Annotated in this window: 28 protein-coding genes, 1 pseudogene and 1 riboswitch; of the genes and pseudogenes, 7 read left to right on the forward strand and 22 right to left on the reverse strand. The window is 43.1% G+C overall.

The window, feature by feature from the left end:
* Positions 1-48 precede the first annotated feature (48 nt).
* Positions 49-198 (reverse strand): hypothetical protein, encoded by a 150-nt coding sequence (locus tag KIK04_RS22845; protein WP_232276057.1) that lies wholly within the window; start codon positions 196-198, stop codon positions 49-51.
* A 243-nt stretch (positions 199-441) separates the two neighbouring features.
* Positions 442-1,329, reverse strand: coding sequence for a TIGR01777 family oxidoreductase (locus KIK04_RS22850; RefSeq protein ID WP_232276059.1), 888 nt, complete (start codon positions 1,327-1,329; stop codon positions 442-444).
* Positions 1,330-1,649: 320 nt separating this feature from the next.
* On the opposite strand from KIK04_RS22850, the gene KIK04_RS24505 reads away from it, so the two are divergent.
* Positions 1,650-1,757: a PGF-CTERM sorting domain-containing protein gene (locus tag KIK04_RS24505; protein WP_442951119.1), complete on the forward strand. Its 108-nt coding sequence runs from the start codon at positions 1,650-1,652 to the stop codon at positions 1,755-1,757.
* Here the strand turns inward: KIK04_RS24505 and KIK04_RS22855 are convergent.
* The 3 genes from KIK04_RS22855 to KIK04_RS22865 form a co-directional block, all read right to left on the reverse strand.
* Positions 1,738-2,739, reverse strand: coding sequence for a hypothetical protein (locus KIK04_RS22855; RefSeq protein WP_232276061.1), 1,002 nt, complete (start codon positions 2,737-2,739; stop codon positions 1,738-1,740). The genes KIK04_RS24505 and KIK04_RS22855 overlap by 20 nt on opposite strands.
* A 295-nt stretch (positions 2,740-3,034) precedes the next feature.
* Positions 3,035-3,580, reverse strand: coding sequence for a GNAT family N-acetyltransferase (locus KIK04_RS22860; RefSeq protein WP_232276062.1), 546 nt, complete (start codon positions 3,578-3,580; stop codon positions 3,035-3,037).
* A gap of 237 nt (positions 3,581-3,817) precedes the next feature.
* Complete coding sequence (locus tag KIK04_RS22865) at positions 3,818-5,014, reverse strand: serine hydrolase domain-containing protein (RefSeq protein ID WP_232276064.1); 1,197 nt, start codon at positions 5,012-5,014, stop codon at positions 3,818-3,820.
* A 653-nt stretch (positions 5,015-5,667) separates the two neighbouring features.
* Here KIK04_RS22865 and KIK04_RS22870 point away from each other — a divergent pair.
* Positions 5,668-6,089, forward strand: a pseudogene (locus KIK04_RS22870) (transposase); the annotation flags it as partial.
* Between the two features lie 138 nt (positions 6,090-6,227).
* Here KIK04_RS22870 and KIK04_RS22875 read toward each other — a convergent pair.
* Both KIK04_RS22875 and KIK04_RS22880 read right to left on the reverse strand, forming a co-directional pair.
* Complete coding sequence (locus tag KIK04_RS22875; RefSeq protein WP_442951120.1) at positions 6,228-6,632, reverse strand: TetR/AcrR family transcriptional regulator; 405 nt, start codon at positions 6,630-6,632, stop codon at positions 6,228-6,230.
* Between the two features lie 77 nt (positions 6,633-6,709).
* Positions 6,710-7,459, reverse strand: a complete 750-nt coding sequence (locus KIK04_RS22880; protein ID WP_232276066.1) for an alpha/beta fold hydrolase — start codon at positions 7,457-7,459, stop codon at positions 6,710-6,712.
* A gap of 235 nt (positions 7,460-7,694) precedes the next feature.
* Here KIK04_RS22880 and KIK04_RS22885 point away from each other — a divergent pair, with 235 nt between their 5' ends.
* Complete coding sequence (locus tag KIK04_RS22885) at positions 7,695-8,255, forward strand: hypothetical protein (RefSeq protein ID WP_232276067.1); 561 nt, start codon at positions 7,695-7,697, stop codon at positions 8,253-8,255.
* A gap of 169 nt (positions 8,256-8,424) precedes the next feature.
* Here the strand turns inward: KIK04_RS22885 and KIK04_RS22890 are convergent, their stop codons facing one another.
* From KIK04_RS22890 to KIK04_RS22905, 4 genes are all read right to left on the reverse strand, one after another.
* Positions 8,425-9,306 (reverse strand): CPBP family intramembrane glutamic endopeptidase, encoded by an 882-nt coding sequence (locus KIK04_RS22890; protein WP_232276068.1) that lies wholly within the window; start codon positions 9,304-9,306, stop codon positions 8,425-8,427.
* A gap of 61 nt (positions 9,307-9,367) precedes the next feature.
* A complete protein-coding gene (locus KIK04_RS22895; RefSeq protein WP_232276069.1) occupies positions 9,368-9,991 on the reverse strand; it encodes an ABC-2 transporter permease in 624 nt (207 codons plus the stop codon).
* Entirely contained in the window at positions 9,984-10,850 is an 867-nt protein-coding gene (locus KIK04_RS22900; protein ID WP_232276071.1) for an ABC transporter ATP-binding protein, read from the reverse strand. Before KIK04_RS22900 ends, KIK04_RS22895 begins: the two co-directional genes overlap by 8 nt.
* A 5-nt stretch (positions 10,851-10,855) precedes the next feature.
* Positions 10,856-11,230, reverse strand: coding sequence for a GntR family transcriptional regulator (locus KIK04_RS22905; protein ID WP_232276072.1), 375 nt, complete (start codon positions 11,228-11,230; stop codon positions 10,856-10,858).
* 362 nt (positions 11,231-11,592) lie between these two features.
* Between KIK04_RS22905 and KIK04_RS22910 the strand changes: the two genes are divergently transcribed.
* The 3 genes from KIK04_RS22910 to KIK04_RS24285 all read left to right on the forward strand — a co-directional run bounded on the left by KIK04_RS22910 (position 11,593) and on the right by KIK04_RS24285 (position 15,322).
* Positions 11,593-13,209, forward strand: a complete 1,617-nt coding sequence (locus KIK04_RS22910) for an S-layer homology domain-containing protein (RefSeq protein ID WP_232276074.1) — start codon at positions 11,593-11,595, stop codon at positions 13,207-13,209.
* 593 nt (positions 13,210-13,802) lie between these two features.
* Positions 13,803-15,143, forward strand: a complete 1,341-nt coding sequence (locus KIK04_RS22915; protein WP_232278868.1) for a lytic polysaccharide monooxygenase — start codon at positions 13,803-13,805, stop codon at positions 15,141-15,143.
* Between the two features lie 56 nt (positions 15,144-15,199).
* A complete protein-coding gene (locus KIK04_RS24285) occupies positions 15,200-15,322 on the forward strand; it encodes a hypothetical protein (protein WP_269670976.1) in 123 nt (40 codons plus the stop codon).
* A gap of 293 nt (positions 15,323-15,615) precedes the next feature.
* Here the strand turns inward: KIK04_RS24285 and KIK04_RS22920 are convergent, their stop codons facing one another.
* The 8 genes from KIK04_RS22920 to KIK04_RS22955 all read right to left on the reverse strand — a co-directional run bounded on the left by KIK04_RS22920 (position 15,616) and on the right by KIK04_RS22955 (position 22,491).
* Positions 15,616-16,653: a serine hydrolase domain-containing protein gene (locus tag KIK04_RS22920; RefSeq protein WP_232276076.1), complete on the reverse strand. Its 1,038-nt coding sequence runs from the start codon at positions 16,651-16,653 to the stop codon at positions 15,616-15,618.
* A gap of 58 nt (positions 16,654-16,711) precedes the next feature.
* A complete protein-coding gene (locus KIK04_RS22925) occupies positions 16,712-17,548 on the reverse strand; it encodes a MerR family transcriptional regulator (protein ID WP_232276078.1) in 837 nt (278 codons plus the stop codon).
* A 271-nt stretch (positions 17,549-17,819) separates the two neighbouring features.
* The gene (locus tag KIK04_RS22930; RefSeq protein WP_232276080.1) at positions 17,820-18,437 is read right to left on the reverse strand and encodes a YqaA family protein; all 618 of its coding nucleotides are present in this window, start codon (positions 18,435-18,437) and stop codon (positions 17,820-17,822) included.
* 311 nt (positions 18,438-18,748) lie between these two features.
* The gene (locus tag KIK04_RS22935) at positions 18,749-19,876 is read right to left on the reverse strand and encodes an NAD(P)/FAD-dependent oxidoreductase (RefSeq protein ID WP_232276081.1); all 1,128 of its coding nucleotides are present in this window, start codon (positions 19,874-19,876) and stop codon (positions 18,749-18,751) included.
* A gap of 167 nt (positions 19,877-20,043) precedes the next feature.
* A complete protein-coding gene (locus tag KIK04_RS22940) occupies positions 20,044-20,742 on the reverse strand; it encodes a class I SAM-dependent methyltransferase (protein ID WP_232276082.1) in 699 nt (232 codons plus the stop codon).
* A gap of 78 nt (positions 20,743-20,820) precedes the next feature.
* Positions 20,821-21,261, reverse strand: a complete 441-nt coding sequence (locus KIK04_RS22945; RefSeq protein WP_232276084.1) for an Rrf2 family transcriptional regulator — start codon at positions 21,259-21,261, stop codon at positions 20,821-20,823.
* A gap of 185 nt (positions 21,262-21,446) precedes the next feature.
* Positions 21,447-21,824 (reverse strand): VOC family protein, encoded by a 378-nt coding sequence (locus KIK04_RS22950; protein WP_232276085.1) that lies wholly within the window; start codon positions 21,822-21,824, stop codon positions 21,447-21,449.
* Between the two features lie 190 nt (positions 21,825-22,014).
* Positions 22,015-22,491 carry a C40 family peptidase gene (locus KIK04_RS22955; protein WP_232276087.1) on the reverse strand — a complete coding sequence of 159 codons (477 nt, stop codon included), beginning with the start codon at positions 22,489-22,491 and terminating at the stop codon, positions 22,015-22,017.
* Positions 22,492-22,495: 4 nt separating this feature from the next.
* Positions 22,496-22,627: riboswitch (cyclic di-AMP (ydaO/yuaA leader) on the reverse strand.
* 233 nt (positions 22,628-22,860) lie between these two features.
* Here KIK04_RS22955 and KIK04_RS22960 point away from each other — a divergent pair.
* Positions 22,861-23,391 (forward strand): NAD(P)H-dependent oxidoreductase, encoded by a 531-nt coding sequence (locus KIK04_RS22960; RefSeq protein WP_232276089.1) that lies wholly within the window; start codon positions 22,861-22,863, stop codon positions 23,389-23,391.
* Between the two features lie 94 nt (positions 23,392-23,485).
* Here the strand turns inward: KIK04_RS22960 and KIK04_RS22965 are convergent, their stop codons facing one another.
* The 3 genes from KIK04_RS22965 to KIK04_RS22975 are packed head-to-tail and all read right to left on the reverse strand — an operon-like array spanning position 23,486 to position 26,355.
* Positions 23,486-24,265 (reverse strand): (2Fe-2S)-binding protein, encoded by a 780-nt coding sequence (locus tag KIK04_RS22965; RefSeq protein ID WP_232276091.1) that lies wholly within the window; start codon positions 24,263-24,265, stop codon positions 23,486-23,488.
* A gap of 39 nt (positions 24,266-24,304) precedes the next feature.
* The gene (locus KIK04_RS22970; protein ID WP_232276093.1) at positions 24,305-25,345 is read right to left on the reverse strand and encodes a FecCD family ABC transporter permease; all 1,041 of its coding nucleotides are present in this window, start codon (positions 25,343-25,345) and stop codon (positions 24,305-24,307) included.
* The gene (locus KIK04_RS22975; RefSeq protein ID WP_232276094.1) at positions 25,342-26,355 is read right to left on the reverse strand and encodes a FecCD family ABC transporter permease; all 1,014 of its coding nucleotides are present in this window, start codon (positions 26,353-26,355) and stop codon (positions 25,342-25,344) included. Before KIK04_RS22975 ends, KIK04_RS22970 begins: the two co-directional genes overlap by 4 nt.
* Positions 26,356-26,369 lie beyond the last annotated feature (14 nt).

Here is a 26,369-nt window from a genome sequence, read left to right on the forward strand (position 1 = left end):
TGCCAGCCTGTTAGCTTGCAGACCTCCCTATATGCTCCGATGAGACAATTATTTCCGACCGCCTTTAGCGGGAATTAGCTTGATCGAGAACACTTGCTTCTTCTGTGTCAATCCAACTTCTACCGTCGGAGCCCCTTTCTTCGTTAACGTGAACGTATACGGAAACATTGGATGCGGTTTACTTTTGTATCCCTTCAAATCTAATCCGAATATAGACTTTACATGAGGGGTCGCTGCTTTCAGAACATTTTTTATTTTACATTTTTGGGATATTCCCCTATTAATTAACGATATCTTATTTCATTTCATATTGCCTGTGCTGATGTTCTTTCACATGAGCGAGCAGTATGAGGGAATGAATCCTATATATGTTAATAATATATAATTTACCATCTGACAATGGAATTTACATAAGATTGGGTATATGTGGGTTATACGAAATCAACTCAACAGGTCATGAAGGGTCTTATCCAACTTATCGTACTTGAACTTATAACCTGCCCGCTCTAGCCGCTCCGGAACTACCCAACGACTTTTCAATACTAACTCTGTCTCCGTCTTAATGAACACCGCACCGATCTCAAGCAGCCACTTCGGTGAGGGCAATCCCACTTTCACATTCATCGTCTTGCGCAATTGATCCATCAATTCACGATTCGTAACCGGATCAGGTGAAGAGCAGTTGAACACGCCACTCAGCTCTTCATTATCTCGGAGGAACATGATGATTTGAAACAAATCCTCAATATGAATCCAACTGAATCGCTGCGTACCTGATCCCTGCACACCGCCAAGCCCGAAGCGCGCTAAGTTCTTAAAAGGCGTCATTACTCCGCCATCTTTGCCTAATACGATCGCAATTCGCAAAGCAATTTGCCGAGTAGCAGGTAGTTGAAAGGAAAATAACGCTGCTTCCCACTGCTGTGCTACATCGACAGAAAAGCCCGTTCCAATGTCCCCGCCCTCTTCCGTCATCGGGCGATCTTCCGCATGCCGATAAATCGTCGCCGTACTAGAATTGATCCATAGGGACGGTGGATTGGGACATGTTTGGAGAATCTTACCGAGTAGATTGGTCGTGCTTGTGCGAGAACGAATAATCTCTTGTTTATTCTGCTCATTATATCGGCAATTTACAGACTTGCCGGCTAAATTGATAAGCATATCGGCGTTATTCAACGCCTCTGTAATTCCTTGTTCATTTTCCCATGCCAAATGATTTGGTTGTCTAGAGATGATAATGACGTCGTATCCCATCCTGTGGAATTGCTTCTCGATATATTTCCCGATGAACCCTGTTCCGCCGGCTATAACGATTTTCTTCTTCATCTCCATCACTCATTCCCTGTATAATAAGACTAATCGGTCTCGAAAGTAAAAAACAATTGCGATTGCTTCAACAATAGGAATCTCCTTCCTTATTTTAGGCAGATGATCAACATCGTTGCAAGACTTATTATCTTCTTAGTCGTTTCGTTGGCCATATGAGTCGGCTACATATCCATTGCGAAGCGCAACGAAAGTGTATGTAGCCGGATATAAAGCACTGCATAACGACGTGAATAATAAAAAAACTGGTGGATACAAGGTGACCTCACTCCTCCCGACTCTTCAAGCGCCAATATGTAGAAATTAACCCCTCATAATAAGTGCGCAATCCAAAAGCCGCCAGCCTCTCATTTGAGGTGCTGGCGGCCATTTTCGCGTTGTTGGGATCAGCCCTTTTAACTCGATCAACTACATTTGAGAGGCGCTGAAACCGTTAAAATAGTGCACGCCGTCGTGACCAGTATTCGGGTCTGTTCTGCGATTCGTGTTGAACCAAAGTTTATTCCCGTGGGCGATCCCAACGCTCTCGATCTCAAAAAGTGGGAATGCCTCGGACGTTATGCGGAATGACAGATTATCATCTGCATTAATCGTACCGGAGGCAGTAGATATATGACGATAAACGAGTACAATGCTGATATTTTCAAATGTCAGCGGAACATATATGGAGTTGTTATGATAACCGAATCCCTGATTTGCATACAAATCGATGTTAGCTATGGTATTGCCGTTAACTTTTGCACCTGCAATATTTAGTCTAAATGCCTCGGTTACATGAATGATTCCGCTGTTTGCGTTTAGTGGGAGTGTACCCCTGAAATAAATTTGTCCGGGCTCCGGTTTCATGCCCGTTTTAAAAAGAAAATGTATGTTATTCGTGTCTTTGCTGGTGATTTTCACACCCGTCATTAACTTGTCTTGGCCATTGAGTTTGATCGTGTAGTTACCCACTTTGGTATAGGTGTCACCTACATATTTCAGTTTCACGAGGCTCATACTGCCGACTTTCGTGGTAACGACGAACATATAATGAGTTCCGTCGATTGTGCTGAGCACGATATCGTTGGCGTGTCCGAGTTGGGTAGTGTAGTTTGTCCCGTCCCCGTTTTTCATGAGCGTAGTGGCTCCGGTGCTCATATTGGTCCGGTAAATGACTGCCTTCGTATCGTTTTTGTTGACTTTTATAGAATAGGCATAGACAGATCCCACATCAAATCCCTGTGCGGAAGTAATATCACCTACATTATCAATCGGTGCGACGGTGGTGTACGTGTTGTAATACGCTGCACTGGCTATGCTGGGTAACATCATCGCCGTGCAAAGGAGAGAGGCTACAAATAGGAGAAATGGTTTTCTGGAACTTAAAGTCTTGTTCTTCGATCTCATTCTTCCTGTTAACATGCTCTTCATACAACATACCTCCATAAAAATATGATTTATGTTGTTTATATGAATGGAATAATCCTCCTACCTAGCTGCCAGCATAAACAACACAGTACTGCTTTTTTTGAGCGGTGTTACTGGAAGTTCCCACATTGATGACCCTATCAAGTACTGCACTTTATGAGGATTGGTAAGTAAACGCTCTCTCTCATTTCTTGACACAAATATACCCCCAATCCTATTAGAAGTCCAGTAATTTCTGGAAGAAAATTGGGGGTCTTTGGTTTCATTAGAACGTAATAAAAAATGGTTGATAAAATGCCTATACACCAGTGTTTACAATCCCATAATAAATAAGGTCTTCAAATTTATCTTCTTTATAAACATGCTGTAATAACACACCTTCTCTCACCATGCCAACTTTCTGCATAACTCGTCCCGAGCCAGGGTTTGAAGCAAAGTATCTTGCATATACTTTGTGGTAATGCTTCTCGACAAAAGCAAACTCAATGATAGCTTTAGCTCCTTCAGTGGCATATCCTTTACCCCAATATTCCTCACCTATCCAATAGGCAAGTTCGCCATTTTTGTGTATTTGGTTATTTGACAGTGCTATCGCTCCATAAAGCTCATTTGTTCGTTTATCCGAAATGGCAAACTCATATAATTTATTATCGTTAAAATGATCCTCATGTGTTTGAATCCATGATAATGCACATTCAAGGGGGTAAGGATAAGGTAGAGTCAATGTACTTTTGTAAATATTATAATTATTGCAGAACTCATACACACGCTGTGCATCAGAACATTCAAATGGTCTTAGCATCAACCTGTCGGTAGTAATTGTTCTTTTTTCATGATTATACATCGTGTTACCTCCTCTAATTAGAACTTTCGCTGGACAATACACATGCTAATACACTATAAGCACCTCTATTATTTTACATTTTTTTCTAATAAAAAGAATCTCCCTGTTGAATAAAGAGTATTTTCGAAATTGTATAACCATGGAAAGAAGCCGTCAACTGTAATTATTATCGGACTCGAAGCAAGTAAAAAAGAAATGTGCAAGCGAAAAAACCGTCCCTAAGAGACGGTTCATGGTTTAGTCGTTAATGGCCTGATTGACCGCTGTCCAGAATTCCTGAAAAATGGGAGACGGTTCGGCAGAATCCATCATACGTTGCGTTAACAAAATGCCAATCCATTCATTTTTAGGGTCGATATACGCACTCGTGCCTGTACCGCCGCTCCAGCCAAAGATACCTGCCTCAAACCAACGGGTACGCTCAACGGTAACGCCCACTCCCATCCCCCAACTACCTCCGTCGTCCAGAAGCAGCCGATTGTTTAGTCTCTGACTCGGAGTCAAATGGCTTGATCCCAGCATCTCCACCGCAGAACGGGATAGGATACGTCCACCCTCGAACGTCCCTTTGTTAAGTAGCATGTTGTAGAAAGCCAAATAATCGTCCACTGTTGATACGAGTCCAGAAGAACCAGACGAGAATACAGACGGAGCTAGCCAACGGCTGCTCGTTGGTTCGTCGTGAATGGCCAAACCTCCCGTTGCCCAATCCGTCTCATAGCTGGCCGGCAAACGATGCAACTGCTCAGCTGACACTGCGAACGCCGTATCCTTCATACGAAGCGGCTCGAAAATATGTTCGTGCATAAATGTTGCAAGCGATTGTGCGGACGCTCGCGCGATCAAAATGCCAAGGATATCAATGCCCGTGTCATACATCCATTCCTCGCCGGGATGATGAATTAAGGGCAAGCTGCCAAGTCGCTTCATCCATTCATCAGGCGGCAGCAAGGGAAGGTTAGGACCCGGTGCAATGCCTGCCTCTTCCATTGCGCGTTGGATAGGTGTACTGCCTGGAGGCTTCAAGACAAGCCCGATACCTGTCTTAAGCGTCAACAAATCACGCGTTGTGATCGGCCGTTGGGCAGGCACGGTATCATCGAGCGGCCCGTCGGGGTGTCGCAGTACCTTGCGTTCCGAGAGCTCGGGCAGCCAGCGGTCTATAGGCTCATCCAGCGTCAATCGACCCTGTTCAGCGAGAATCAGCGCCGCGACCGCCGTAACTGGCTTCGTAAGTGAAGCCATGCGAAATATCGCGTCTCGTGTGATCGGACGATCAGACGCTACATCCATCGTTCCGATTGCTTCAACGTAAGTTTCCCCTCTTCGGCTTACCGCATAGACGACGCCTGGCAATGCCCCACGTTCCACGTGAGAAGCAATTGCAGTCCGCAATCGCGCAAGTCTCTCTTGCGACCATGCTTGTTTCAACATTTTGCAGCACCTCCACCTGTATTCTACCTTTCATCTTAGCACCAGATTATCATTTTTTCGTTTGGTTTGTATGTACGCAACAAGTAACCGCGTTATACGCGGTTCAGCTTGTCGAGAAATCTCTGTTTGTTAAGAGGACGGTCTCTCTTCATTGAGATAACGGCAGGCAGCTTCACACTTATCGGTTGGTAGCCGGTTGGTAGTCGGTTGATCCCGTGTGCCCTAACCATTGGTGATCAGCTGATTCGCTGTGCCTCCTTTCCTAACGGTCGCCACAGTTGTTATTTCAGCGAATATGAACCCATTCCAAATGTAACGGTTATGATGGCGCTTATTACGATGAAAACAGCTAGGTTTTGAATGAAATTGGAGAAATAAGCCCATCTATAACCGTTAGAAATCAAACCGAGGTAAATCTGGCGATATAGCCACTATGGCAACCGTTAAGAACTAACTTTACTTTCTCGACAGCTATTTTTACATTCTTTTATTTTCATACGACACCGCGTTAATATTATGTAATATAAAGAAATAAGTCAGTTTAGGAAGGTGTTCACATATGCTGCGTTCCAATCGTGTGAAGCAACAGTCCTTTAAATTTGTTTTATTTGAAGAATTGGTTCCTCAAGATCATCTGCTTCGTAAAGTGGTAGTTTACCTACGATGCGGAGCGAAATCTTTACCTTTGCTCTGCAAAATATGAGCTTTATTACCGCACAACAAATTGCGAGGGATATCGTCAGTATGCATCTGATCCTCAATACTGTAGGAAATGCCCGTTGTTAGCGGAATGCACTCGATCTCGTAACCACCAGAAGGTGGTGACTCGTCATGTCTGGGAAGGCAGCAAGGAGTGGGTATGTACAAACCGTCTAAGTCGATCCGGCAAATATTTATACTGAGAACGAAAGGAACGATTGAGCGAAGCTTCGCGGATACTAAAGAGCTCCATGGGTTTCGCTATTGCCGTTCGCGTGGGATGCAGAACGGCAGGGAACAAGCCCTGATGACAGCAGCCGTGCAGAACATGAAGAAGATGGCGATCTACCTAGATCGCTTAGAAAAACGGGGGTAATCCCTCTTTTTTACTTACATTGTAGATAAAAAAAGAGAAACCTTGTGACCTTTGAAAAAGGACAGGGTTTCTCGACACTCTGAACCGCGTATAACGGGGTTCAGAGTGCTAATAGGTTTACACGACTCTAACTCTTATTTAGTCAACCTCACAACTACCATAATCTCGAATCATTTGTTCTTGCACTTTTTCAACGGGGAATCCTTCCTTAAAGGTCATCATCATTAACATTGCGCCTTGGAGCGCAGAAGAGAAAGAAAGCGATCTCATTCTTGGTTCGTTCACACCTAACTGCTCGAAAATACGGCACTGCACTTCGAATTGCTTCCGTGATTCCTCATTCAGTAGCTTACTATAAGCAGCAAGCACTTCATCGTCTTCCGGATGCGTTTGCAAATTCAAATAAAAACGATAGACTTCGGGGCGCTGATATACGTTACGAAGCGCACCCTCCACAATATATCGCAGCTGCTCAACTGGCGTCTTCTGCACAGTTGCCGCTCCCATAACTTCCGCAATTTCACCGATCCGAATCTGGACCATCGCTGCAGTATGAATCTTGTCTTTAGCTGCTTAGCGTATACGTTCATTTTGTTTAGAGGTACGAGGCAAAGTTATATTCAACCCTCCACAAATTCAATAATATGACGACTAAGCTCTTCTGGATGTGTCAGCGTCGGCTTATGATCAACTCCATCCATCACGACAAATTGGATGTCTGTAACGACTTGAAAGTGTTCAGCGATTTGGTGCAAATCCAATGAATCTTCTTGACCGACAATAAAGCATGTCGGAACAGTAAGCTGGTCAAGCCGTTCAATTGCCGGCGGCTGCGGCCATACGGCTTCCGAAGTCCCCCATTCGAACATTTTAGCCATGTTATGCTTGTGCATTTGCACGAAGAAATCCCGCTGTGGGCTGGCCATAACAAGACGATACAAACAGGCTTGCAAAGATATCTCCGTCATTTTATCGATATCCGGGGCGACCGCCTGTGTCTCCGTTATCATGCTCATAAATCCCTCACTATGGTTATAACCGGACAAGCCGGGAGCGACAAGTACAAGCTTCGTAACTCGTTGCGGATAGGCCAATGCAAACTCTGTTGCGATTCGCCCACCTATCGAATGGCCAACAATAGTGGCTTGCTCAAGCTGAAGATGGTCCAATACACTTAGCAAATCCTCAACATAGTTGGGAGGCGCTATTGGAGATGGCGATTGCCCGCATCCGCGACCGTCAAAGGCAATGACTTGATATTGCTGTGCCAAAATGGGAGCGACATACGCCCAATCTCTTACATCAGCTGCACCGCTGTGCACGAGGACAAGCGGCTTGCCTTCCCCTAATCCTTCATAATACAAATCCATCGAACATCCCTCCATGAATTGGTAATGAGAAGATGATCACCGTTTATTATTGAATGAACGTTTAGTCAATATAAAATCAAGCGCAGCGTAAACGGATCTCCCCCGCTTGATTTCATGTCGAATATCCTGTGCCCATTTTAAAAAATATACCTTAACCTACTTGGCACATATCTCTTACCGATTCTTCATCCGATCATATACTTAAGGAAAAACGATGGGGAGGATACATGTTGTTATGAAATCAGGCCGAATTACCATTATTATTGAAAAAGGAAAAAAGCGTTTAACCGCTAGAGCCCCGATTCATGGAATCAAAAGATTCGTATTCGTCGTAAACCATCAGTTTACGAACGCCCCCAATACAACGCAAATCGCAAGTGGTTCAGGCCGCAGTAGTGCGGCTGGTAACAACGCTGCTATTAAGTCGCCTCATACTAAACAGCAGCAAAGTGTTGGTGCCGGAGGAACTGCCAAAAATAAGTGGTTGAACAAAAAAGGGTCGAAGCGTGCCGACCACAAATTACTACAAGGAAAAAAATGGGCTAAAAAGCGGCGTCATTTCAAAGAAATCGTGGTAGTCCTTAACGATCAGATCGTGAAGCTTCCCAGACGTGCAGCTAACGCTTCGGCAACACAGGTGGCAAGCGGAGCCGGGAAATACAGTACTAGCGGAACGAACTCTGCTATTGAAAGTGCAGGAACCAAACAGCAGCATGCTGTAGGCGGAGGCGGAACTGCAGAGAACAAATGGATTAGTAAACGTAAGAAAAAGTCGAAATATTCAAAAAAAGGTTGATACCTAGAGCCTCCATACTTCTCCGTACTTTGTAGATCCATTTGAAAAGGGGATATTTCAACAGTCATTGCGAAATGACAGCGAAACATCCCCTTCTTCAAATGTGGCGAACAACCATTACGGACTGTGAGTCCGTAATCGAGCCCATTTTTTAGCTCGGTGCCATTCATTACGAAAGCGAATCGCTTCGCATGACTTCCCTTCTCCGCATAAAACGCTTCGCACCTAGTATGATGAGAGATACAATAACGCCCCCAACAATGATCATACCCGCAGAGATTAACCAAGCAAGTCCGGGCTCTGATTCATGGTAGGTTATTATTGGCGGTGCGCCATATTGATGGGGCACGATGACAAACCTCGTGATTTCTAAGTATGCGAGGTGAAAACCAATCGTTGTCCAAAGATTCCTGGTCCATAGCCGGAGCAACTGCAAACATAATCCAAAGCATAAAATGAAGAGAATATAAGGCACGGCAATGCTGACTCCGGGAGTAAGTCCAACGAGCGCTTGAAGCAGCGCAACTGCTGTCGTGACTGCTACAAACAACAAGGTTTGAAGAATTAACGATAACCAAGTGGAGAATCGATGACGCAAGACGTCATACAGCATTCCTCTCAATCCTAATTCCTCTGGGAAAGCTTCATATAAAAAGGCAATGACTATATTTACGAACAGTGCAGCCAACCACTGATCGGGAGCATGCCATTCCTCAATGACTATCCACCCTTGTGTCCTGGCTATTATGAAACCAAATGACACCAGCGCAAGGGCCAAGAGCACCCCAGTAATAAAGTGAGTTAGCTTTTTCCACGAATATTCTGGTGTCTTAGGTTTAAGGCCAGTCATCCGATACACATGCTGATACAAGTACAACATGATAGGAACAACCAGCCCACTCATCACAACAGCTTGAACCCAAAGTCGAGAATTTCTTGCTAAGCCGAACCACTGTTCAGCAACATTCCCGGTAAGAGTAGCTAGGAACAGACCCCCAACTAATGTTGACCATCCAGCAAGCAGCAAAAGCAGCCATTTCATACCTTTCATGTGACCAGCTCTCCTAATTTATTGTTTATTGTTCACTTTGACCATACAACCCTATGGCCTTCTATAGATCTTTCCGAGTAAAGAGATGTACAGTTAAGTAATAGGAAGCAATAAATAACAGTAAAATACCGATCGGGATAAAAAATAACAATGTGTCACTAGTAGAGCCTTGTTCGCTTATCTTATTCATAACATACGCTGCTGGATGCGCCAGAACAATTAGAATGATCAGGAACACAACATTAATAATATGGGTTCCTTTTTTACTTAGTGTGTAAAACAGCGGTAAATAAATGGAAACTATCACGAGCACTATGCCAGTTGGTATAAGTAGATCTACGATCGAATAGTCTTGCATGTTAAGCTCTGGAACTGCTAGTTTAACGAGCGAGTGGATCCCGTATGAAGAAAAAATACCAAAAAATGTACATATGATGGCTATTATGTATTTGGCTTGAACAATATGTTTACGGCTAATTGGAAGCGTGATCAGAAAATGATGGTTATGGTTTTTGCTATCTATCATCGTAGCCAGACTAACTGAGGCAAATGCGGTGTAGATACCCACAAAGTGCATCGACAATTCTTTTGGCATAAAAGCGACACTGAATACCACGAGATAAAAAACAACTATCCAAAGTGAGCTTTTTAATGCGATGAAGTCTTTACGAAGCAAGTTAAGCATGAATGCGTCCTCCTTTGGCGGTGAAATACATGATGTCTTCTAAAGATGGCCTGTCCAAAACAGCATAATTGCCAAACAATTGTGCAGCCTCATCCCTATTATTTAGTAAGCCCTCAAAACCAACAGCTGTTTCGCGAATCCCGACAAATTGATTTCGAATATCTGAATCGAGCAATTGTGCGTCACCTTTTACGAGCGTGTATCTATCAAGTACATCATCTTTTGCTTCATTGAATATGAGTTGTCCACGATTAATAAAAGTGATGTAATCAGCAATTCGGTCTAAATCTGTTGTAATATGGGTCGAAAAAACAATCGTATTTCGTTCGTCCTGCATCATCTCTGCTAATAGATCGAGCAGTTCCCTTCGAAACACAGGATCAAGACCAGAAGTCGGCTCATCCATGATGAGAAGTTCAGCCTCATGCGATAAGGCAACGGCCAAGGAAAACTTGACTTTCATCCCCTTAGATAAGTCTTCAATCTTCTTCTTGGGTGACAATTCGAATTGCTCCAAATAGTTGTTAAACTTCTGTTCGTTCCACTTTTTATAAAAAGGCGCGATCATCTTCTTCATATCACGAATCGTTAGATGTTCATAATAAAAGCAATCATCTGACACAATACCGATGCGCTGCTTCATGTCAACTTCATGTCTAGGCATATCGTAGCCTAGTATTTTTACACTCCCGGAGTCAGGACGGATCATGCCGAGCATCATCTTGATCAAGGTGCTTTTACCAGCGCCATTCGGGCCAATAAGCCCGGTAATGTAGCCTTTTTTCACATCCAAAGATACGTTATCAACTGTAAATTGAGCGTATGTTTTCGTTAGATTACGTAATTCTATTGCATTCATGGTGTCTACTCCTCCTCGAACAATAAATTCAGATGATCGATTACATTTTGCTGACTCATGCTTAATTCCTTGCTTTCTTGAATGACTTCTATCATTTTCTCCTCAAGTCGTTTCATACGCTGCTCCCGAATAAAATCTTTATTGGCTCCTGATACGAAACAACCCTTACCTACGATAGAGTCGATTAGCTTCTCTTTCTCTAACTCTTCATAGACACGCTTCGTTGTAATCACACTAACTTGCAAATCTTTGGCCAGCTGCCTTATGGAAGGAAGGCTGTCACCTGCACGCAATTCACCGCTCAAAATGCTCGTTCTAATCTGATTCATAATCTGTATGTAAATCGGATCGCTCGATGCGTTAGATATGATAATGTTCATGTTCCCTCACCTCACTTCTGTTCATGTAACGTATACCGTATATATACACTATACACACTATTTACTGATGTAGCAATACATAATTGATTGGAGCGCGTTTCATACGAGATAAGCCGTATGCTGCTTTGTTGGTCGTCAGGGAAAAAGAAGTCGCTTTGTACGAGGGAAAAGCGAAATGGGAGCGGTTGATTCAGGATATTCGGCTGACAAAACCGCCAATTGGGGATTGAGCGAAAGGTTCGCCGTGTAGTGCTTCTCCGTAATTAGTGAATATATGAATCTACTTCCAATAAATACAACTTGTTTCCAATCCTTTTCAGAGGCATGATCTTCTTTGTACTTGATTAGGAGGTAGTAGATTTATGAAAGTGAAGAACTACATAAAACATAGCATCGTTATGTTTATTGTACTCGCATTATCGTTAACGAGTGTTCCATTATCCGTGTATGCCGACAAGTTTGCGATGTCATACATTTATTTTGGTGATTCTAGCAAGTTTGTGCAGGCAGTAGATCAGACACAGGGAAGCTTGGATATGATCTCGCCAAGTTATTTTGACTTGAATAAGGATGGTTCTCTATTATTAACGCCTGCGCTTGACCCTGCGTTTATTAAGGAGATGCATCGACGCAAGATGAAGGTCGTTCCTTTTCTTAGCAACCACTGGGATCGTCAAGTTGGAATAAGCGCCTTGCACAACAAGCATGCGTTGGTTAAGCAAGTTGCGGATGCAGTGGAAAAGTACGATCTGGACGGGGTCAATGTCAATATTGAAAATCTTACGCCCAAAGAGCGGGATGAGCAGACAGCATTAGTGAGAATGCTGAGGCAAGCGATACCTGCTCACAAGGAAGTGTCCGTTGCTGTCGCGGCCAATCCAAATGAGTGGAAAACAGGCTGGCATGGTTCATATGACTACGCAGGGCTCGCGAAGGTGAGCGACTATCTTATGGTGATGACGTATGATGAGAGCTATCAAGGCGGGCCAGCGGGGCCAATTGCTAGCCTGCCATTCGTTGAGAAGTCCATTCAAGTCATGCTTAAGGATGTCCCGAGTCATAAAATCGTGATGGGGATTCCATTTTTCGGCCGATATTGGAAGTCTGACGGAACGATGAAAGGCTATGCGATCCAGCATAACAGGGTCGAACCATTAGTGAAGCAGTATGGGGGCATGATCACATATGATGAACGGGCTCAATCTCCCAAAGCTACATTCACAATTGATGTAGGTGATCCGCTAGTATCCGTGCATAATAAGAAGCTCAATCCGGGAACGTATACAGTCTGGTACGATAATAAAGAGTCGATTAAGGCTAAGTTAAGCCTCGTCAACAAATATAATCTCAAAGGTGCAGGAAATTGGAGTCTGAATGAAGACTCTAGGGAAATATGGAACCACTATTCAGCTTGGCTCAATGGTACCGAGTTCATCGATACACCTGGGCATTGGGCAGCCGCCTATATTTCCTCGGCACAACAAAAAGGATGGATGTCCGGGACGTCACCGAAAATGTTCGAGCCCAATAAAGCTTTGACTCGTGCGCAGGCGGCGTCGATACTTGTTAGAGTCAAAAATACGAATCATGGGCAGCAGCGATATAGCACACTGTCTCCTTATTGGGACGTCCCTTCCCATCACTGGGCTGCTGCTGACATTCGGATTGCACAGCAAGCAGGTCTGATATCAGGCTTCTCCGACGGAAGCTTTGTGCCGAACCGTGCAGTCACTCGTGAAGAGCTAGCAATGATGATAGCAAGATTGCTTCCAGACCTTCCGCAAGCAACATCTCCGGCCTTCAAGGCATTCAAGGATGTGTCGCCCTACCGCTGGTCTACAGCAGCCATTATGGAGTTGACGAATAGAGGCATCATTCAGGGATATAAGGATAACACATTCAGACCTCTGAACAAGGTGACTCGTGCTGAGATGGCAGCGATGCTATACGCATACTCGGTATCAACGTCTTCGCAGTAATGTTCTGAGCATCTTGTCTAAACAGAAATGTCATCAAGTTCTTGTCACATGAAAATGATAAGAACTTGACGACATTAACTAAACAACCGTCATTCAATCCGTACTAGATTTTATAAAATTAATAAGCAATAATAACAAAACTAATTGCCACTGAAAACGTATAGTGATATATTTTATTGCATAGTTATTGTTTAAGTTATTCAACTATACCTTCACACCCACGACCTACTTCTTATTGAATGCAGGCGACCCATTTCGTATGATATGGAACCTACGTTACCGTCATCTACTGAGCTAACTGGTCGCGTTCGCTATAAGCGCATCTTAGTTACAACATCTCTCAATCTAACACCTAATGACAAGACTCCAATCCTTAATGATATCGCTTTCATTTACTTAATAATACGTCGTATCCCTATCAACATACCGTTCTTCTCTATCATCCTGGTCTAACGATATCTTTTTGTCATATGAGAATTTTGATATATACTCCTTTGTGAGTTTATATATATTCGGTTTTTTAAGGAGGCGACATCCGAACATTACACAAGTTATGGTTTGCCAATTAAATGAATGAAATGGAGGAATTTATGATGTCTAATGTATGTTTATCCGGTACTAAAAAGTTGAAACTTCTCATTACTGGTGGTACCGTGCTCGCGCTTCTTTTTTCAATGTCCCTCTTACTGGCGGATAAGGCTTCCGCTCACGGTAACGTGACCAACAGCCGTGCAGGCCTTTGCGCAGACCGTGTTAATACGAACTGTGGGCTGATTATTTATGAGCCTTATAGTTTGGAAGCACACAAGGGATTCCCAGCAGGAGGCCCAGCCGATGGCAAGATTGCAAGTGCTAACGGCGCGTTCGCCCCGCTTGACGAGCAGTCTGCGACTCGTTGGTCGAAGGTTAATATTAGCCCAGGTCCCAACACTTTCAACTGGAAAATTAAAGTACCTCACGCAACGGCAAGCTGGAAGTATTACATCACCAAGCAGAACTGGAATCCTAATGCAGCGCTTACTCGTGACTCCTTTGATTTAACTCCTTTTTGCAGTGTACCTTATAACGGTCAAATGCCTGGCAACACATACTCCGACACTTGCAACGTTCCTAGCCGGACCGGATATCAAGTCATTCTTGCAGTCTGGGAAGTTTCCAATACCTTGAATGCCTTCTATAATGTCATTGATGTTAATTTTGGCGGAAACGTTGATAATGTAGCTCCGACTGCTCCAACTGGCGCAACGGTATCCAATGTTGGAGCGACAGGCGCAACTATCGCTTGGAACGCTTCCACGGACAACATTGGCGTAACTGGCTATCGGATCTTTAACGGCTCCAACCAAATCGGAACAACAAACGGAGCGTTAGTTGCTAACTTGACGGGCCTGACGTCCAACACGTCTTATACGATTACGGTAAAAGCGATTGATGCAGCTGGCAATAGTTCCGCAGCTGGCAATGCCGTAACCTTTACGACGCTTCCTGTCAGCGGACCGGATACAGTAGCACCTACTGCGCCAAACAGTCTTCATGTTATGGGCAGATCAACATCCACGACAGTACCTTTAATGTGGAACGCTTCAACGGATAATGTCAGCGTGACAGGATACCAAATCTTTCGCGGCACTACGCTGATCGCGACTGTCTCTGGATCAGCAGTGGAATACCTCGTTACGGGTTTAACGGCAAACACGGCTTATACGTTCACCGTGAAAGCTTTTGATGCTGCTGGCAACGTATCGGCAGCGAGCAATGTGTTGAACGTCACTACACCGTCCGCTTCGACTACATATCCAGCTTGGAGCGCAACGGCAGTGTATTTAGCTGGAAATAAAGTAACGCATAACGGCGTGAATTATGAAGCAAAATGGTGGACACAAGGGGAGACGCCAGGCTCTCCAAACGCTGGTGTGTGGAAGGTAATCTCTTAGGAACCTTGATAACCTTGATAACCTTAGGAACAGCAAGCCAGCAATAGCTTGTACAAATGACCGCCAGCATCCTATTCGAGATGCTGGCGGTCATTTTCACGTTGTTCGAGAACGTGGATTATACGTTCAACAAAATGGGTCACTTGAGTGAACGAGCAGTTGTATGTTTTTTATCGTAAAGGCGCTATGTTCCAGTCGTTCTAGTATTTCCAGTCGATCTTTTTGTTGTACTTGCACTTGTCAATCGACATATGACTTTGTGAGCGACACATACCGTCTTCTAACACGTGCTAGACTTCATCTCCGCAACCCTATTTTAAGCACGTCTACAACGTTATCTAGAGGTGTTATAGATGTTCTAAGCGCTTTAACTACATGAAGTTCTGGAATGCTTCCTTCACCTATTCATGCCATTGCTTATTTGTAGCAAGAAATTGGGTGAATACACGGCCCATCATTGCCCGTGCAATACTTAGCTATCCTCTCTTTCGTCCATTACTGCGGGGATAATACATTCCTTAATCAGTGTCCACCTATCACGAGGATTCATGATGAATTCTGAGGCAATAGCTACGACCAAGTCTTTGTCTGGAATGCAACATATCACATTTCCCCCATCCCCAAGTGCTAAGTAAGCAACAATTCCGTCCTCTTCGCGCAACCACCATAAATAACCGTAATGAGAAGGGTTCATCGCTGTCGATTCGTTAATCCATTTCTCGGAAATAATCTGCTTATTATCCCAATTGCCTCGGCTTAGATACAGGACACCCATACGTGCCATGTCACGAGGAATTAGCGTAAGTCCCCACCCTCCGGTGGAGTTGTTGCTCGGGTCTTTCACCCACCCTCTCACATCTTTCCCGAATAAATCATCAAATCCAAATGATTTCATGTCGACATCCGGGATTTCTTTCATGCCGGTCGGTTTAAATAAGCGTTCATTGGCAAACGCGCGGGCACTTGTTCCTGTGCTACGAGTGATGATGGCTGACAACAGGTGCGTCCCTGCCGTAGAGTACTTAAATGCTCCAAGCTCTCCGTTTTGCCCGAGCATATCCAGCGTATATGTGACCCAGTCAGGTTGCATACACATTTTGTCCAGCGGTTCGTGCCAGTCCGCAAATGGATACGGAGCCGTCATCGTGAGCAGATGGCGTATCGTAATTTCTCGCTTCTGCTTATCAGCAGCATCGACGACATATTCGGGGAAAAAATCAAGCACCTTTTGATCTACATGTTTAATGTATCCTGCATCTATAGCAATACCAATGAGGGCAGAAATGACACTTTTCGTTACAGATGCCACATGATGCGCATCGTTCGGGCCGTAGCCATTATAATATTTTTCATAAGCAATAGAACCATTTCTCACAACAACAATCCCGTTTATATTGCTGTACGCGGATTGTATCGTAGGATCAAGCTCTGACAGCTTTTCGGCGTTCATTCGCAAAGTTGCCGGATCTACGGTTTGCCATCCTGTAGTTGGCGAGTCGTTTCTTGGCATGATAGATTCCTCCCTAGAAGTCAGTTATGGCTTTGATTAGCGAGCGTTAAACGATTTATCAGGTCTTGCTTCTTTTTTTCTTTACCGGAAAATACACTTCGGTAACCATTTCCTCAGCAGCGACGGCTTGATTGGGGTCCGTTATATATACTTCATATGGTGATTTCACGATATCGTATCCTTCATGCTCTACCCATTCCCTCAGCTTGGCATACACCGATGTCAACTCTGAATATGCCCCCTTTAACACAGACTTCGCACACAGGCCTCCAGACAAATCTCGCGTGCCCTTCACAGCTTCTTCTATCGGGATAGCAAACTCTGTATCATTGCCAGCAGGATTGTATTCTGTGCTGTGATAAATCGTCATTGGCGTACCACGTAAGGTGAGTTGTTGCGTAGCAACCTTTTCATATAACCTGCTAAAATACGTTCCGTATCCTGCAACATAGTCATCCCTACTCAGCTTCTGACGCGTATAGAGGATGTTGATGGGCTCGGTTTCAACAAGTTCGACCTGTATATGATCAAGGTACGTCATAATGGGTATACCCTGCCCCAAAGCTAAAATGTCCTGATTCATTTGATGTAGGGTGTATTCCAATGCACTTAGCTTGACTTGTAATTCGCTTCTCTTACGATTAAGGGCAGAACAAAGCTGCTCGTCAGATAGATCTGCATCCCACTCCAGAATGGCTTTTATTTCTTCCAATGAAAAATGATAAGATTTCAAACGATTAATGAAGAGCATCTTTTTTAATTGTTTAATAGAATAATATCTATAGCCGTTGTCAGGATTGATCTCATCAGGCTTAATTAACCCCACTTCATCGTAGTATCGAAGTGTTTTTGTTGATACTTCGCAAATCTTTGAGAATTCACCAATCGATAGCATGAGGTCACCTCCATTTTTCCAAATTTGCATACGGCCTACACGTTTTGCGTATCGATAAGGTGTGTAAGTTCACTATATGCCTTTCCCTAAGGGCAAAGTCAACGCCATTACATCATTGCTTGGAAAGCTTTCACCGCAACGATAGTTCGCATTCAACAAGTAATGGCATAAAAAAAACCGCTATTTACGCGGTTTTTAGTGTAACTAAGTTATGTCATCGTCATCTATTATGAGATGACTATCATTATATTCGTTAACAGCCAAGCAACATTTATTGTTTCTCGGTTGATTTCTCATACTCTTCACTGCTTACTTTGACTTGTGCTTCCTTTTTACTACGAAACTTACGAATTAGGAACCAGCCTGTGGAAAATATAAGAAGGAGCCCTAAACATATTAAAGTAAAGTATTGATTAATTACATTCTCAGCTAATGTGCCATAAATATAAAACAATATACCAACAATATAAAACTTAGCCGCTCGTCCGATCGCTGCGTAACCCATTAATTTCCACAAAGGATAGTTCGTACTGCCTGACAATATCGTGAAGATCTTAAAGGGAATAGGTGTGAAAGCTCCCAGTACAATAGCTGTTTCCCCATGACGGTGAAACATGGCTGTAGCGGAATCGACCCATTTTTTCTTGAGTATTTTGTTCAAAAAAGATCGTCCCGCTACTTTTCCAATCCAGTAGCCAACTGGCGTACCTAATAAACAACCAATAAACCCAACCGTAGCCAGCCATAACGCATTGGATGGATCGATCATGCTTAAGGACACCTGCGTAAAAAAAGCGGGAATAGGGAAAATAATAGCATCAATAAAACCATGTAAAAACATTCCTAATGTTCCGAATTCTTTTAAAAAGCTTAAAATGGAATCAATCATTTTATAATCACTCCTACTTATTTATTTATATCAGAATCAACATCGCGGTTTGTTAATTTTTCTTCATAAAGTAGCGGATAATTGATCCAATTTACGTTCGTATACCCATTCGACTGAAAATATTGCAAAATAAAACGATACAGATAGAATTAATCTTACCTTTAGTACAGATTTAATGCAAAGCCTATATCGTCTCCTTGTAAGATTTATTATGATATTATTTATGTACTCTTGATAAAAAAAGCTCATTTCCCTACTTATGAAGGAGAATGAGCTTTTCTAACCATCTCAGCTTATCCGTAGCACAAGGATCATTTTTCATCCATTGCTGTTCGAATATCATAATCATTTATATCGATATCTAGATCCATGCCTAGCGCCATTTTCGCTAGCTGGCTTCCAAGGTACGGGCCCATCGTCAATCCGGACGCTCCAAGTCCGTTTGCCGCCATTAAACCATTCCACCCCGGAACAGCACCGATTACCGGCAGAAAACCGGGTGTAAAGGGACGGAAACCAACTCTTACCTCTTGAACGGTGCTGTTAGCTAAGCCAGGTGCTATTGTTAGCCCCTTATTCAGGATTTCCTGCATTCCACCTGCCGTTACCCTCGTATCGTAGCCTGCTATATCATCTTCATGAGTTGCGCCGATAACGATCTTTTGGTGTTCAAAAGCGAGCATATATTGATCAGCAGGTGGCATCACTAGAGGCCACTTGCCTGTGTCTTGTTGGTCAGGAACTTGTAAATGCATAATTTGTGCTTTTTGATAGCTAACCTTAAAGTGAATGCCTAATGGCTGTAGAAGCGCATTGGCCCAAGCCCCTGCACAGGCAATAACGACGTCAGACGAGAAGCTTTGTGACCCGACCGTTACTCCTGTTACACTGTTAGACTCATATTGAAGCGTGGCGTCCCCATCAATCAAGATAGCCCCGTTTCTTTGTGCGGATCGGATCAACGCATCACGCAGCGCACGACCATCTACCCGAGCAGCTCCGCTAATATGAACAGAATGATATGTTTCTGCTAACAGCGGAAGCCGCGAATGGGTTTCTTTTTCATCAAGCTGGGTAATTTCGCCGATCTCCGGTGCATCCGCTTTGCGTACATGCGCGCGCTCCTCCATCTTTTTGATTTTGTCTAAATCATCATGTAGACACAGAGCCCCAACTTGAGCATAGCCAGTTTCTGTTTCACCCTCGCTGTTGAGCTCTTCAATCAAACCGGAGTAAAAATGGGCGCCAGCCTTTGCCAGCCGATACCAAGCCTGATTCCGTCGCTGTGAGAGCCAAGGACAAATAATACCAGCAGCCGCATCTGTAGCTTGGCCTTTATCTTTGCGATCTACAATAATGACATCTGCACCCATCTTTGCTAATTGGTATGCTGTCGATGCTCCAAGAATTCCTGATCCAATAACAATGACTTTCTTCATAGGTACATCCCTTTCCTCAATCACTATATCCATTATAGCGAACACAGTAAAAAGTATAACAAATAGAAAAGAGAAAGAGCAAAAGTTGCTCTTTCTCTTTATTTATGTTTGACTGGTTCGTTAGTCGTACAGGCTCTACTTATGCATCATTTTTTTCCAATCACGAATTACTCTGCATGGCACATCCATCCCGCCATAATGCCCGTCGAGTAAAATCGAGTTATTTTCGTAAAACCAGCTTCCGCCAATAACCCTTCGATTTGTGTTTCAGGAAGGAAAGAAAGTTTCGCCAAGGCGTGGCTTATCATCTCGTCTGTTTCGGATAATTCGCGACCACCTTCTACCCAGAAGCTTTTCCATATTTGCATCCTGTCCTGCAGTTCGGAATTGTCACGGTCTCCATACGCACTTACGAGAACGAAAGGAGCACCTGACTTCAGTTTATTTTTTATGGACACGAGTAGGTTCAACTTTTCTTGAATATCGTTAATGAAGTGAAGAACCAAAATACAGCTTGCCGCATCGAACTTCGAATCGGACTGAGGAAGGTCATCTATCGTCCCATGGATGAGGCTAACGCGACTTTCAAAGCCTAGTTCAACTACTTTATACTTAGCTATCTTAAGCATCTCTTCTGAAGGGTCGACTCCAGTAAATGTCCATGTCGGGTTAGATGGTCCCCACGCGGAAAGTTCATTGCCGGTGCCTGCTCCGATCACGAGCAAGGAGGCCGCTTGCTCGCCTAATTGTAAGCGGTAATACGATTGAACCATTGCAAATAACGCGTCATACGTCGGAACCGAGATACGAGAGTTTTTTTCGTACGTTGCTGCCATTGCAGAATTGAATGTAGGATCTTTAGTCATTGCTTAACTCCATTTCGTGTTCATGATTGATATTTTAAGGATATTAAAGATAGTTGTAATCGATAATTAGATTAAAAATTAATTCGCTACATAATGTATGAAATTCACAACATTTCTGTCTACCTTCTGTAAGACATGTTCTATCGTTTGAGTTTGTAAATGATTTTCCATTTTTTGCTCAGCTTCATTCATTACTTTTTCGATGAAACAATTTTGTCTATCATGTATCTTATTGTCTAAGCTACAATTAAATAACGAAGTTGTCCCCTCAATAGCATGTATGATATCTAAAAATGTAATCGTTTTTACATCTTTAATTAATTTGTATCCACCGTTTACCCCTGTGCCCGATTCAATAAAGCCGGACTTAACTAAAGTCGTTAATACTTTAGAAAGATACGTAGGCGACACTTTCTGTACTTCAGCCAATGGCTTTACACCTATTGTCTTGCCCGCTGGTAACAGGGCCAAATAAACGATCGTATGCAGGGCATAATTCGTTGCCTTCGAATACTTCACTCTTCTCACCTCTTAATTAAAGACTCAATGAGTCTATAATATCTCCAATGACTTAGATAAGTCAAGTTAGCACACCTCATCGGCCGCTTGTCTTCATCGTAAATACGCTTCAAAAAAGAAAAGACAGCCACATATTTCTGGCTGCCGTCTTTTAATGTTTATAGAGCCTATATACTAGAAACTTGTTATTTTTCCATTACAGCAAAGTAATTATCTTCATAATCGGCAAAGTTAAACACTCTGCTGGAACCCATATTTACAATTTCTCCGACTTTAACATTTTTATTGACTAATTCGCTATGTAATTCATTAAAATTCTCTGCAAAAAACATCAAAGAAGGTGTCCCCAGATTCATTCCAGGTGACATTTTAGCAACGAGTTCTTTATTGTGCAGAATGATGCTTGTCTCGGCTCCTGTTGTTGGAGCAATTTCAATCCATCTCATTCCTTGGCCGTTATTTTCTTCAGAAATGACACGAAACCCTACTTTTTCTGTCCAAAAATTCACTGCCTCATCTTGGTTATTTACATACAACATAATTTGACCGACTTTACTAATCATAACCAGCGACACTCCCTTCATAGTAAGTACATCCCAAACCCGATGCTCTTATTCCTTTCCATCGAGCAGGTTTCTGATACCCCACGACATCCGATACGGGCGATTAATGCAACAAAATGTTCTTAGCTTCCCCCTAGTTCGTCTTGTCTACTTTACGAAGAAACTTCAAACCATGCAGGTTCGTTCTTTCTTAAGCCTCATGCTCCATACTAGTCATTACGGAATATACATCCTCAGATATTACACGACGAGCTGTAACGTATCGTTTTTCGTAATAGTTCTCAGATAGTTTACTAATTCGAACACCTTTATTGCTTGAAGAATGAGCAAATTGTCCGTCTCCTATGAATATACCGGCATGAGAAATACCTTTACCGTCCGTATTAAAGAAGACAAGATCGCCAGGTTGTAAATCTTCTTGTTCCACATGTTCTCCTTCTTCGGCTTGTAACTTTGAGGTTCTTGGAAGATCTACATCATACTGATTAAATATGTGCAAAATGAATCCCGAGCAATCAAATCCATCTACGGTCGTACCTCCCCATTTATAAGGCGTCCCGACCACTTCATCAACTGCATGTTCGATCTTCATTTCATCAGCGAAGGCACTCCCCGCAAAGCTAAAACACATCACACTCACTAATAATGATGCTACAACTTTTTTCAAAACTAGTTTCCCCCTTCGATGCCTACGAGGTTAGCTAAGGGTTCGGAAGAAGGTTTCCCTATAATCTTTTTGCAATAGATTAATTCACCCAAGTGGATCCCCCGTTTCCTGAACAGGAATTCGGCAAAATACAATTTTTTTGGTACGTTTATACCCTTTCTTTTTTTACTAACCAATTCCTGCTTTATAACCATTAGAAAAATCTAACTTATGTGTCGATTTTTCTAAAATTGATCCACTAGCCCATAACTGATTTGACACTAACCTTTATGTAAGTACCTGTACTAAAAGTGCATACTTACATTTTTGTAGTGATCTCTTTATACTCAAAACATAAATCACAAACCACCCTTAAAGGAGGACAAAACTTTGAAAACTCTTGTAATCGTAACACACCCAAGCATAGAAACATCCGTCATCAATAAACGGTGGGTCGAGGAACTCCATAAATATCCGGAAAAATATACGGTACATGAATTGCATAAGGTTTACCCTGACGGAAACATCGATGTGGAAAAAGAGCAACAACTCATTGAATCACATGGTAATCTGGTTCTACAGTTCCCAGTGTATTGGTTTAATTGCCCGCCGCTGCTTAAAAAATGGCTTGATGACGTGTTTGCATATGGTTGGGCTTATGGTTCAAACGGAGGCGATAAATTAAAAGATCGCAAAATTGCTTTAGCTGTATCGGCCGGAATTAAACAAGCAGATTATAGTGCAGAGGGAAGATATAAGTACACACTGGAACATTTGTTAGCTCCTTTTGAAACTTCCTTCCTATACTGCCATGCCGATTATCGTTCGTTCTTTGCGTTTTATGGCACAGAATATGAGCCGTCTGCAAGCGAAGTGGACACAAGTGCACAAAATTATTTGAAGTTTATTAACAATCTGTAATCAATTACTTGATTAAAGCTAAATAAAAAAGAAGTATTTCCGTGTTCAGGAGATACTTCTTTTGATTTACATGAGCTCATTATGCCGCATTACCTCATTTTAATTTTGGACAAGTTAAGCAGTAATCATGATCATCCGAAATTTTGTATAAAAAGCAGCATGTCTTTCGAACACGGATCGGCGTGTCCGAATAAGACGTTGTACATTTAGGACTGTTATACTTTTTCATCGGATTCTCTCTTTCTCCAAAGAGATGTGCTGGCGCTTCTTGAACTAAATATTGAAAATCTTCTTGAATACGAGCTTTTTGTTGATCACTAGCCCCCTCTAACATGCGCCTTTCATACAGCCAATATACGGAAATAGCTGCATTTTCCCATAAAATAGAGGTCGGCACCTTTGCCACTTTGGAGACAGAATTCCACACTTCCGCCATATTCCCCGCAAAAATACGTTGAATCATTTGTTCACGCCAAATATACCGATCTCCGCCTGTAGGCTCGGTTACTCGCCAATCGCTTAAACATACCTCAGGCAGCCAAGACTTGTCTTCATCCACGGACTCAATATGACAGTTTTCAATCGAGTAATCCAATCCCTTATTAAACATCGTCATGGCATAAAGGCCAGAAGCCATTGTGAGATAAGCATATCTCTTGGACAATTGAGACAAGCTAGCAGCTGCATTTGAGCATTGAAAGATCGTCTTTGCCGCTTCTAAGTATTCCTGACACTTTGCTGTATCCAACAAATCTACCGCTGGAATGGATAAACGGCTGTCTCGCGACGCATGTAAGGTCAAACGAAAATGTTCTGTTAGAATGTTTACTTCCTCTGGCTCAAACAAGGACAGCTGCAAGTTACTCTTATTCATTCTCTCTCTACCTCTTCCATGTAGGCTGTTTCCCATCAGTTATTGATGACGATTACGATACAGTAAGTAAATAAAAAATGGCGCCCCAATTCCAGATACAAATACACCGGCTGGAATATCAAGCGGAATAAAGGCGGTTCTGGCCACGATATCTGCTGCACACACGATCATCCCACCGATGAGGGCCGACACGAGAACCAATCCTCCCATTGCTCGTCCAACCAGTTGTCTGGCGATATGCGGTGCAATTAAACCTACAAATCCTATGCCTCCAGCGAACGCTACAGCCGATCCTGCTAAGGCAACACTAACAAATAGCAAACCGAATCGGTGCATTTGCACCCGAACACCTAGACTAGTGGCGACTTGGTCCCCCATCTCCTGTGCATTCGCGGTTCTGGAAAATAATAAGGTTAATGGGACAAAAATAAGCACCCAGGGTAGCATAGCATAAACCTTCGCCCAACTCGCACCGTATACACTTCCAGTTAGCCAGAGATAAGCATGGCTCGTAGTGACCGTACTACCGAGTACGAGCAGCAACGTGGTCATCGCCCCCATCGCTGCCGCCATCCCAATTCCGACAAGAACAAGTCGAATCGGGGTGACCCCTTTTTTCCATGCTAATGTATAAACAAGCATAGACATGATTCCGGCACCTGCTATAGCGGCAGCAGGCAGCCATTTCATGCTTATGGAGCCAGCAAAATAAGTGATAAAAATAACAGCCGCGAAGGAAGCTCCACCTGTAATCCCAACTATATCTGGAGAGCCAAGCGGATTTCTAATCATACTTTGCAAAATAAGGCCCGAAACGCCAAGCGCAGCTCCCACGAGCAAGGCAAGTAACATGCGCGGAAGTCTGATGGAATCAATAATAAACGTAAATTTCCCATTCCCGATGCCCAATACTTGTTTGATTACCTCTACAGGGGGAATCATCGTACTACCGATGGATAACCCCACCAAAAATAGCATGAGAAGTAGACATCCTAATCCAAAAAGGACAACGATCGTTTTCTTGTCCAGAAAAATAGACGCTGTTGCAGACCGATTTCGTAACGAAATGTATTTACTCACGTTTTTTTAAGCCCCCTGCGCGCAATATAAATAAAGAAGGGTGTTCCAATTATAGCGGTCATGACGCCAATCGGAACTTCCTGGGGCATAATAATAAATCTTGCAGACACATCTGCCAGCAGCAATAAACTGGCTCCAAATATCGCACAATAAGGTATAATCCAGCGATAATCGATTCCTACAAGACCACGAACAAGATGTGGGACAATTAAACCTACAAAGCCAATAGATCCCCCTACTGCAACGGAGCCTCCGGCAAGGCATACGATAGCAGTTGCCATTAATACTTTCACTAAAGTGGTTCGTTGACCCAAACTTGTTGCTATATCATCTCCAGAGGTAAGAATGTTGATCGAATTTCCTAGTAAACATGCCAACAGCCAGCCTCCAACGATAAACGGCAATACAGGAACTAGCATTTCGACTGATTTCCCTGCTACAGAACCAGCTAGCCAGAATAGCACTTGTTCTAAATTTTGTTCACTTATGACTAGCATCCCTTGAGTTAAGCTTACGAATAAGGCCGTCATAGCCGATCCGGCCAAAACTATTTTAATTGGTGATAGTCCGTCTCTTCCTATCGATCCAAGAAAATAGACCATTGCTGCTGCGACTCCAGCGCCAAAAAAGGCAGCCCACATATAGTGGGTTAAGGAAGAGAGTGAAAAGAAAGTGAGGGCGAGTACAATAAAAAAAATAGCGCCCGCGTTGATGCCGAACGTACTAGGAGACGCTAGTGGATTTTTCGTCAATGCTTGCATGAGTGCTCCAGCAATCGCCAAGCTCGCCCCAATAACGGTTGCAATTACTGCTCGTGAAATTCTTGACGTTGTGACAATAACATGTTCTTCGGACTGTCCGTCAAAATGAGTAAAGGCTTCGATGGCCGTACGAAATGAGATCGGAATTTGCCCATAAACAATACTGAGCATAAATGAAGCCATAAGAAGGCATAAACCAAAAATTAAACCTATCATTTTTGCTGTTAGACTCGAAAATAAATGTATCATTCTTCTCGTTTCCA

Source organism: Paenibacillus sp. 481, from assembly GCF_021223605.1.
Lineage (GTDB): Bacteria > Bacillota > Bacilli > Paenibacillales > Paenibacillaceae > Paenibacillus_B.

Excerpts from the sequence above, each read along its gene's own strand:
- KIK04_RS22850 (WP_232276059.1), bottom strand. The coding sequence starts at position 1,329 with ATGAAGAAGAAAATCGTTATAGCCGGCGGAACAGGGTTCATCGGGAAA.
- KIK04_RS22855 (WP_232276061.1), bottom strand. The coding sequence starts at position 2,739 with ATGAAGAGCATGTTAACAGGAAGAATGAGATCGAAGAACAAGACTTTA.
- KIK04_RS22860 (WP_232276062.1), bottom strand. The coding sequence starts at position 3,580 with ATGTATAATCATGAAAAAAGAACAATTACTACCGACAGGTTGATGCTA.
- KIK04_RS22865 (WP_232276064.1), bottom strand. The coding sequence starts at position 5,014 with ATGTTGAAACAAGCATGGTCGCAAGAGAGACTTGCGCGATTGCGGACT.
- KIK04_RS22875 (WP_442951120.1), bottom strand. The coding sequence starts at position 6,632 with ATGGTCCAGATTCGGATCGGTGAAATTGCGGAAGTTATGGGAGCGGCA.
- KIK04_RS22880 (WP_232276066.1), bottom strand. The coding sequence starts at position 7,459 with ATGGATTTGTATTATGAAGGATTAGGGGAAGGCAAGCCGCTTGTCCTC.
- KIK04_RS22885 (WP_232276067.1), top strand. The coding sequence starts at position 7,695 with ATGAAATCAGGCCGAATTACCATTATTATTGAAAAAGGAAAAAAGCGT.
- KIK04_RS22890 (WP_232276068.1), bottom strand. The coding sequence starts at position 9,306 with ATGAAAGGTATGAAATGGCTGCTTTTGCTGCTTGCTGGATGGTCAACA.
- KIK04_RS22895 (WP_232276069.1), bottom strand. The coding sequence starts at position 9,991 with ATGCTTAACTTGCTTCGTAAAGACTTCATCGCATTAAAAAGCTCACTT.
- KIK04_RS22900 (WP_232276071.1), bottom strand. The coding sequence starts at position 10,850 with ATGAATGCAATAGAATTACGTAATCTAACGAAAACATACGCTCAATTT.
- KIK04_RS22905 (WP_232276072.1), bottom strand. The coding sequence starts at position 11,230 with ATGAACATTATCATATCTAACGCATCGAGCGATCCGATTTACATACAG.
- KIK04_RS22910 (WP_232276074.1), top strand. The coding sequence starts at position 11,593 with ATGAAAGTGAAGAACTACATAAAACATAGCATCGTTATGTTTATTGTA.
- KIK04_RS22915 (WP_232278868.1), top strand. The coding sequence starts at position 13,803 with ATGTCTAATGTATGTTTATCCGGTACTAAAAAGTTGAAACTTCTCATT.
- KIK04_RS24285 (WP_269670976.1), top strand. The coding sequence starts at position 15,200 with ATGACCGCCAGCATCCTATTCGAGATGCTGGCGGTCATTTTCACGTTG.
- KIK04_RS22920 (WP_232276076.1), bottom strand. The coding sequence starts at position 16,653 with ATGCCAAGAAACGACTCGCCAACTACAGGATGGCAAACCGTAGATCCG.
- KIK04_RS22925 (WP_232276078.1), bottom strand. The coding sequence starts at position 17,548 with ATGCTATCGATTGGTGAATTCTCAAAGATTTGCGAAGTATCAACAAAA.
- KIK04_RS22930 (WP_232276080.1), bottom strand. The coding sequence starts at position 18,437 with ATGATTGATTCCATTTTAAGCTTTTTAAAAGAATTCGGAACATTAGGA.
- KIK04_RS22935 (WP_232276081.1), bottom strand. The coding sequence starts at position 19,876 with ATGAAGAAAGTCATTGTTATTGGATCAGGAATTCTTGGAGCATCGACA.
- KIK04_RS22940 (WP_232276082.1), bottom strand. The coding sequence starts at position 20,742 with ATGACTAAAGATCCTACATTCAATTCTGCAATGGCAGCAACGTACGAA.
- KIK04_RS22950 (WP_232276085.1), bottom strand. The coding sequence starts at position 21,824 with ATGATTAGTAAAGTCGGTCAAATTATGTTGTATGTAAATAACCAAGAT.
- KIK04_RS22965 (WP_232276091.1), bottom strand. The coding sequence starts at position 24,265 with ATGAATAAGAGTAACTTGCAGCTGTCCTTGTTTGAGCCAGAGGAAGTA.
- KIK04_RS22975 (WP_232276094.1), bottom strand. The coding sequence starts at position 26,355 with ATGATACATTTATTTTCGAGTCTAACAGCAAAAATGATAGGTTTAATT.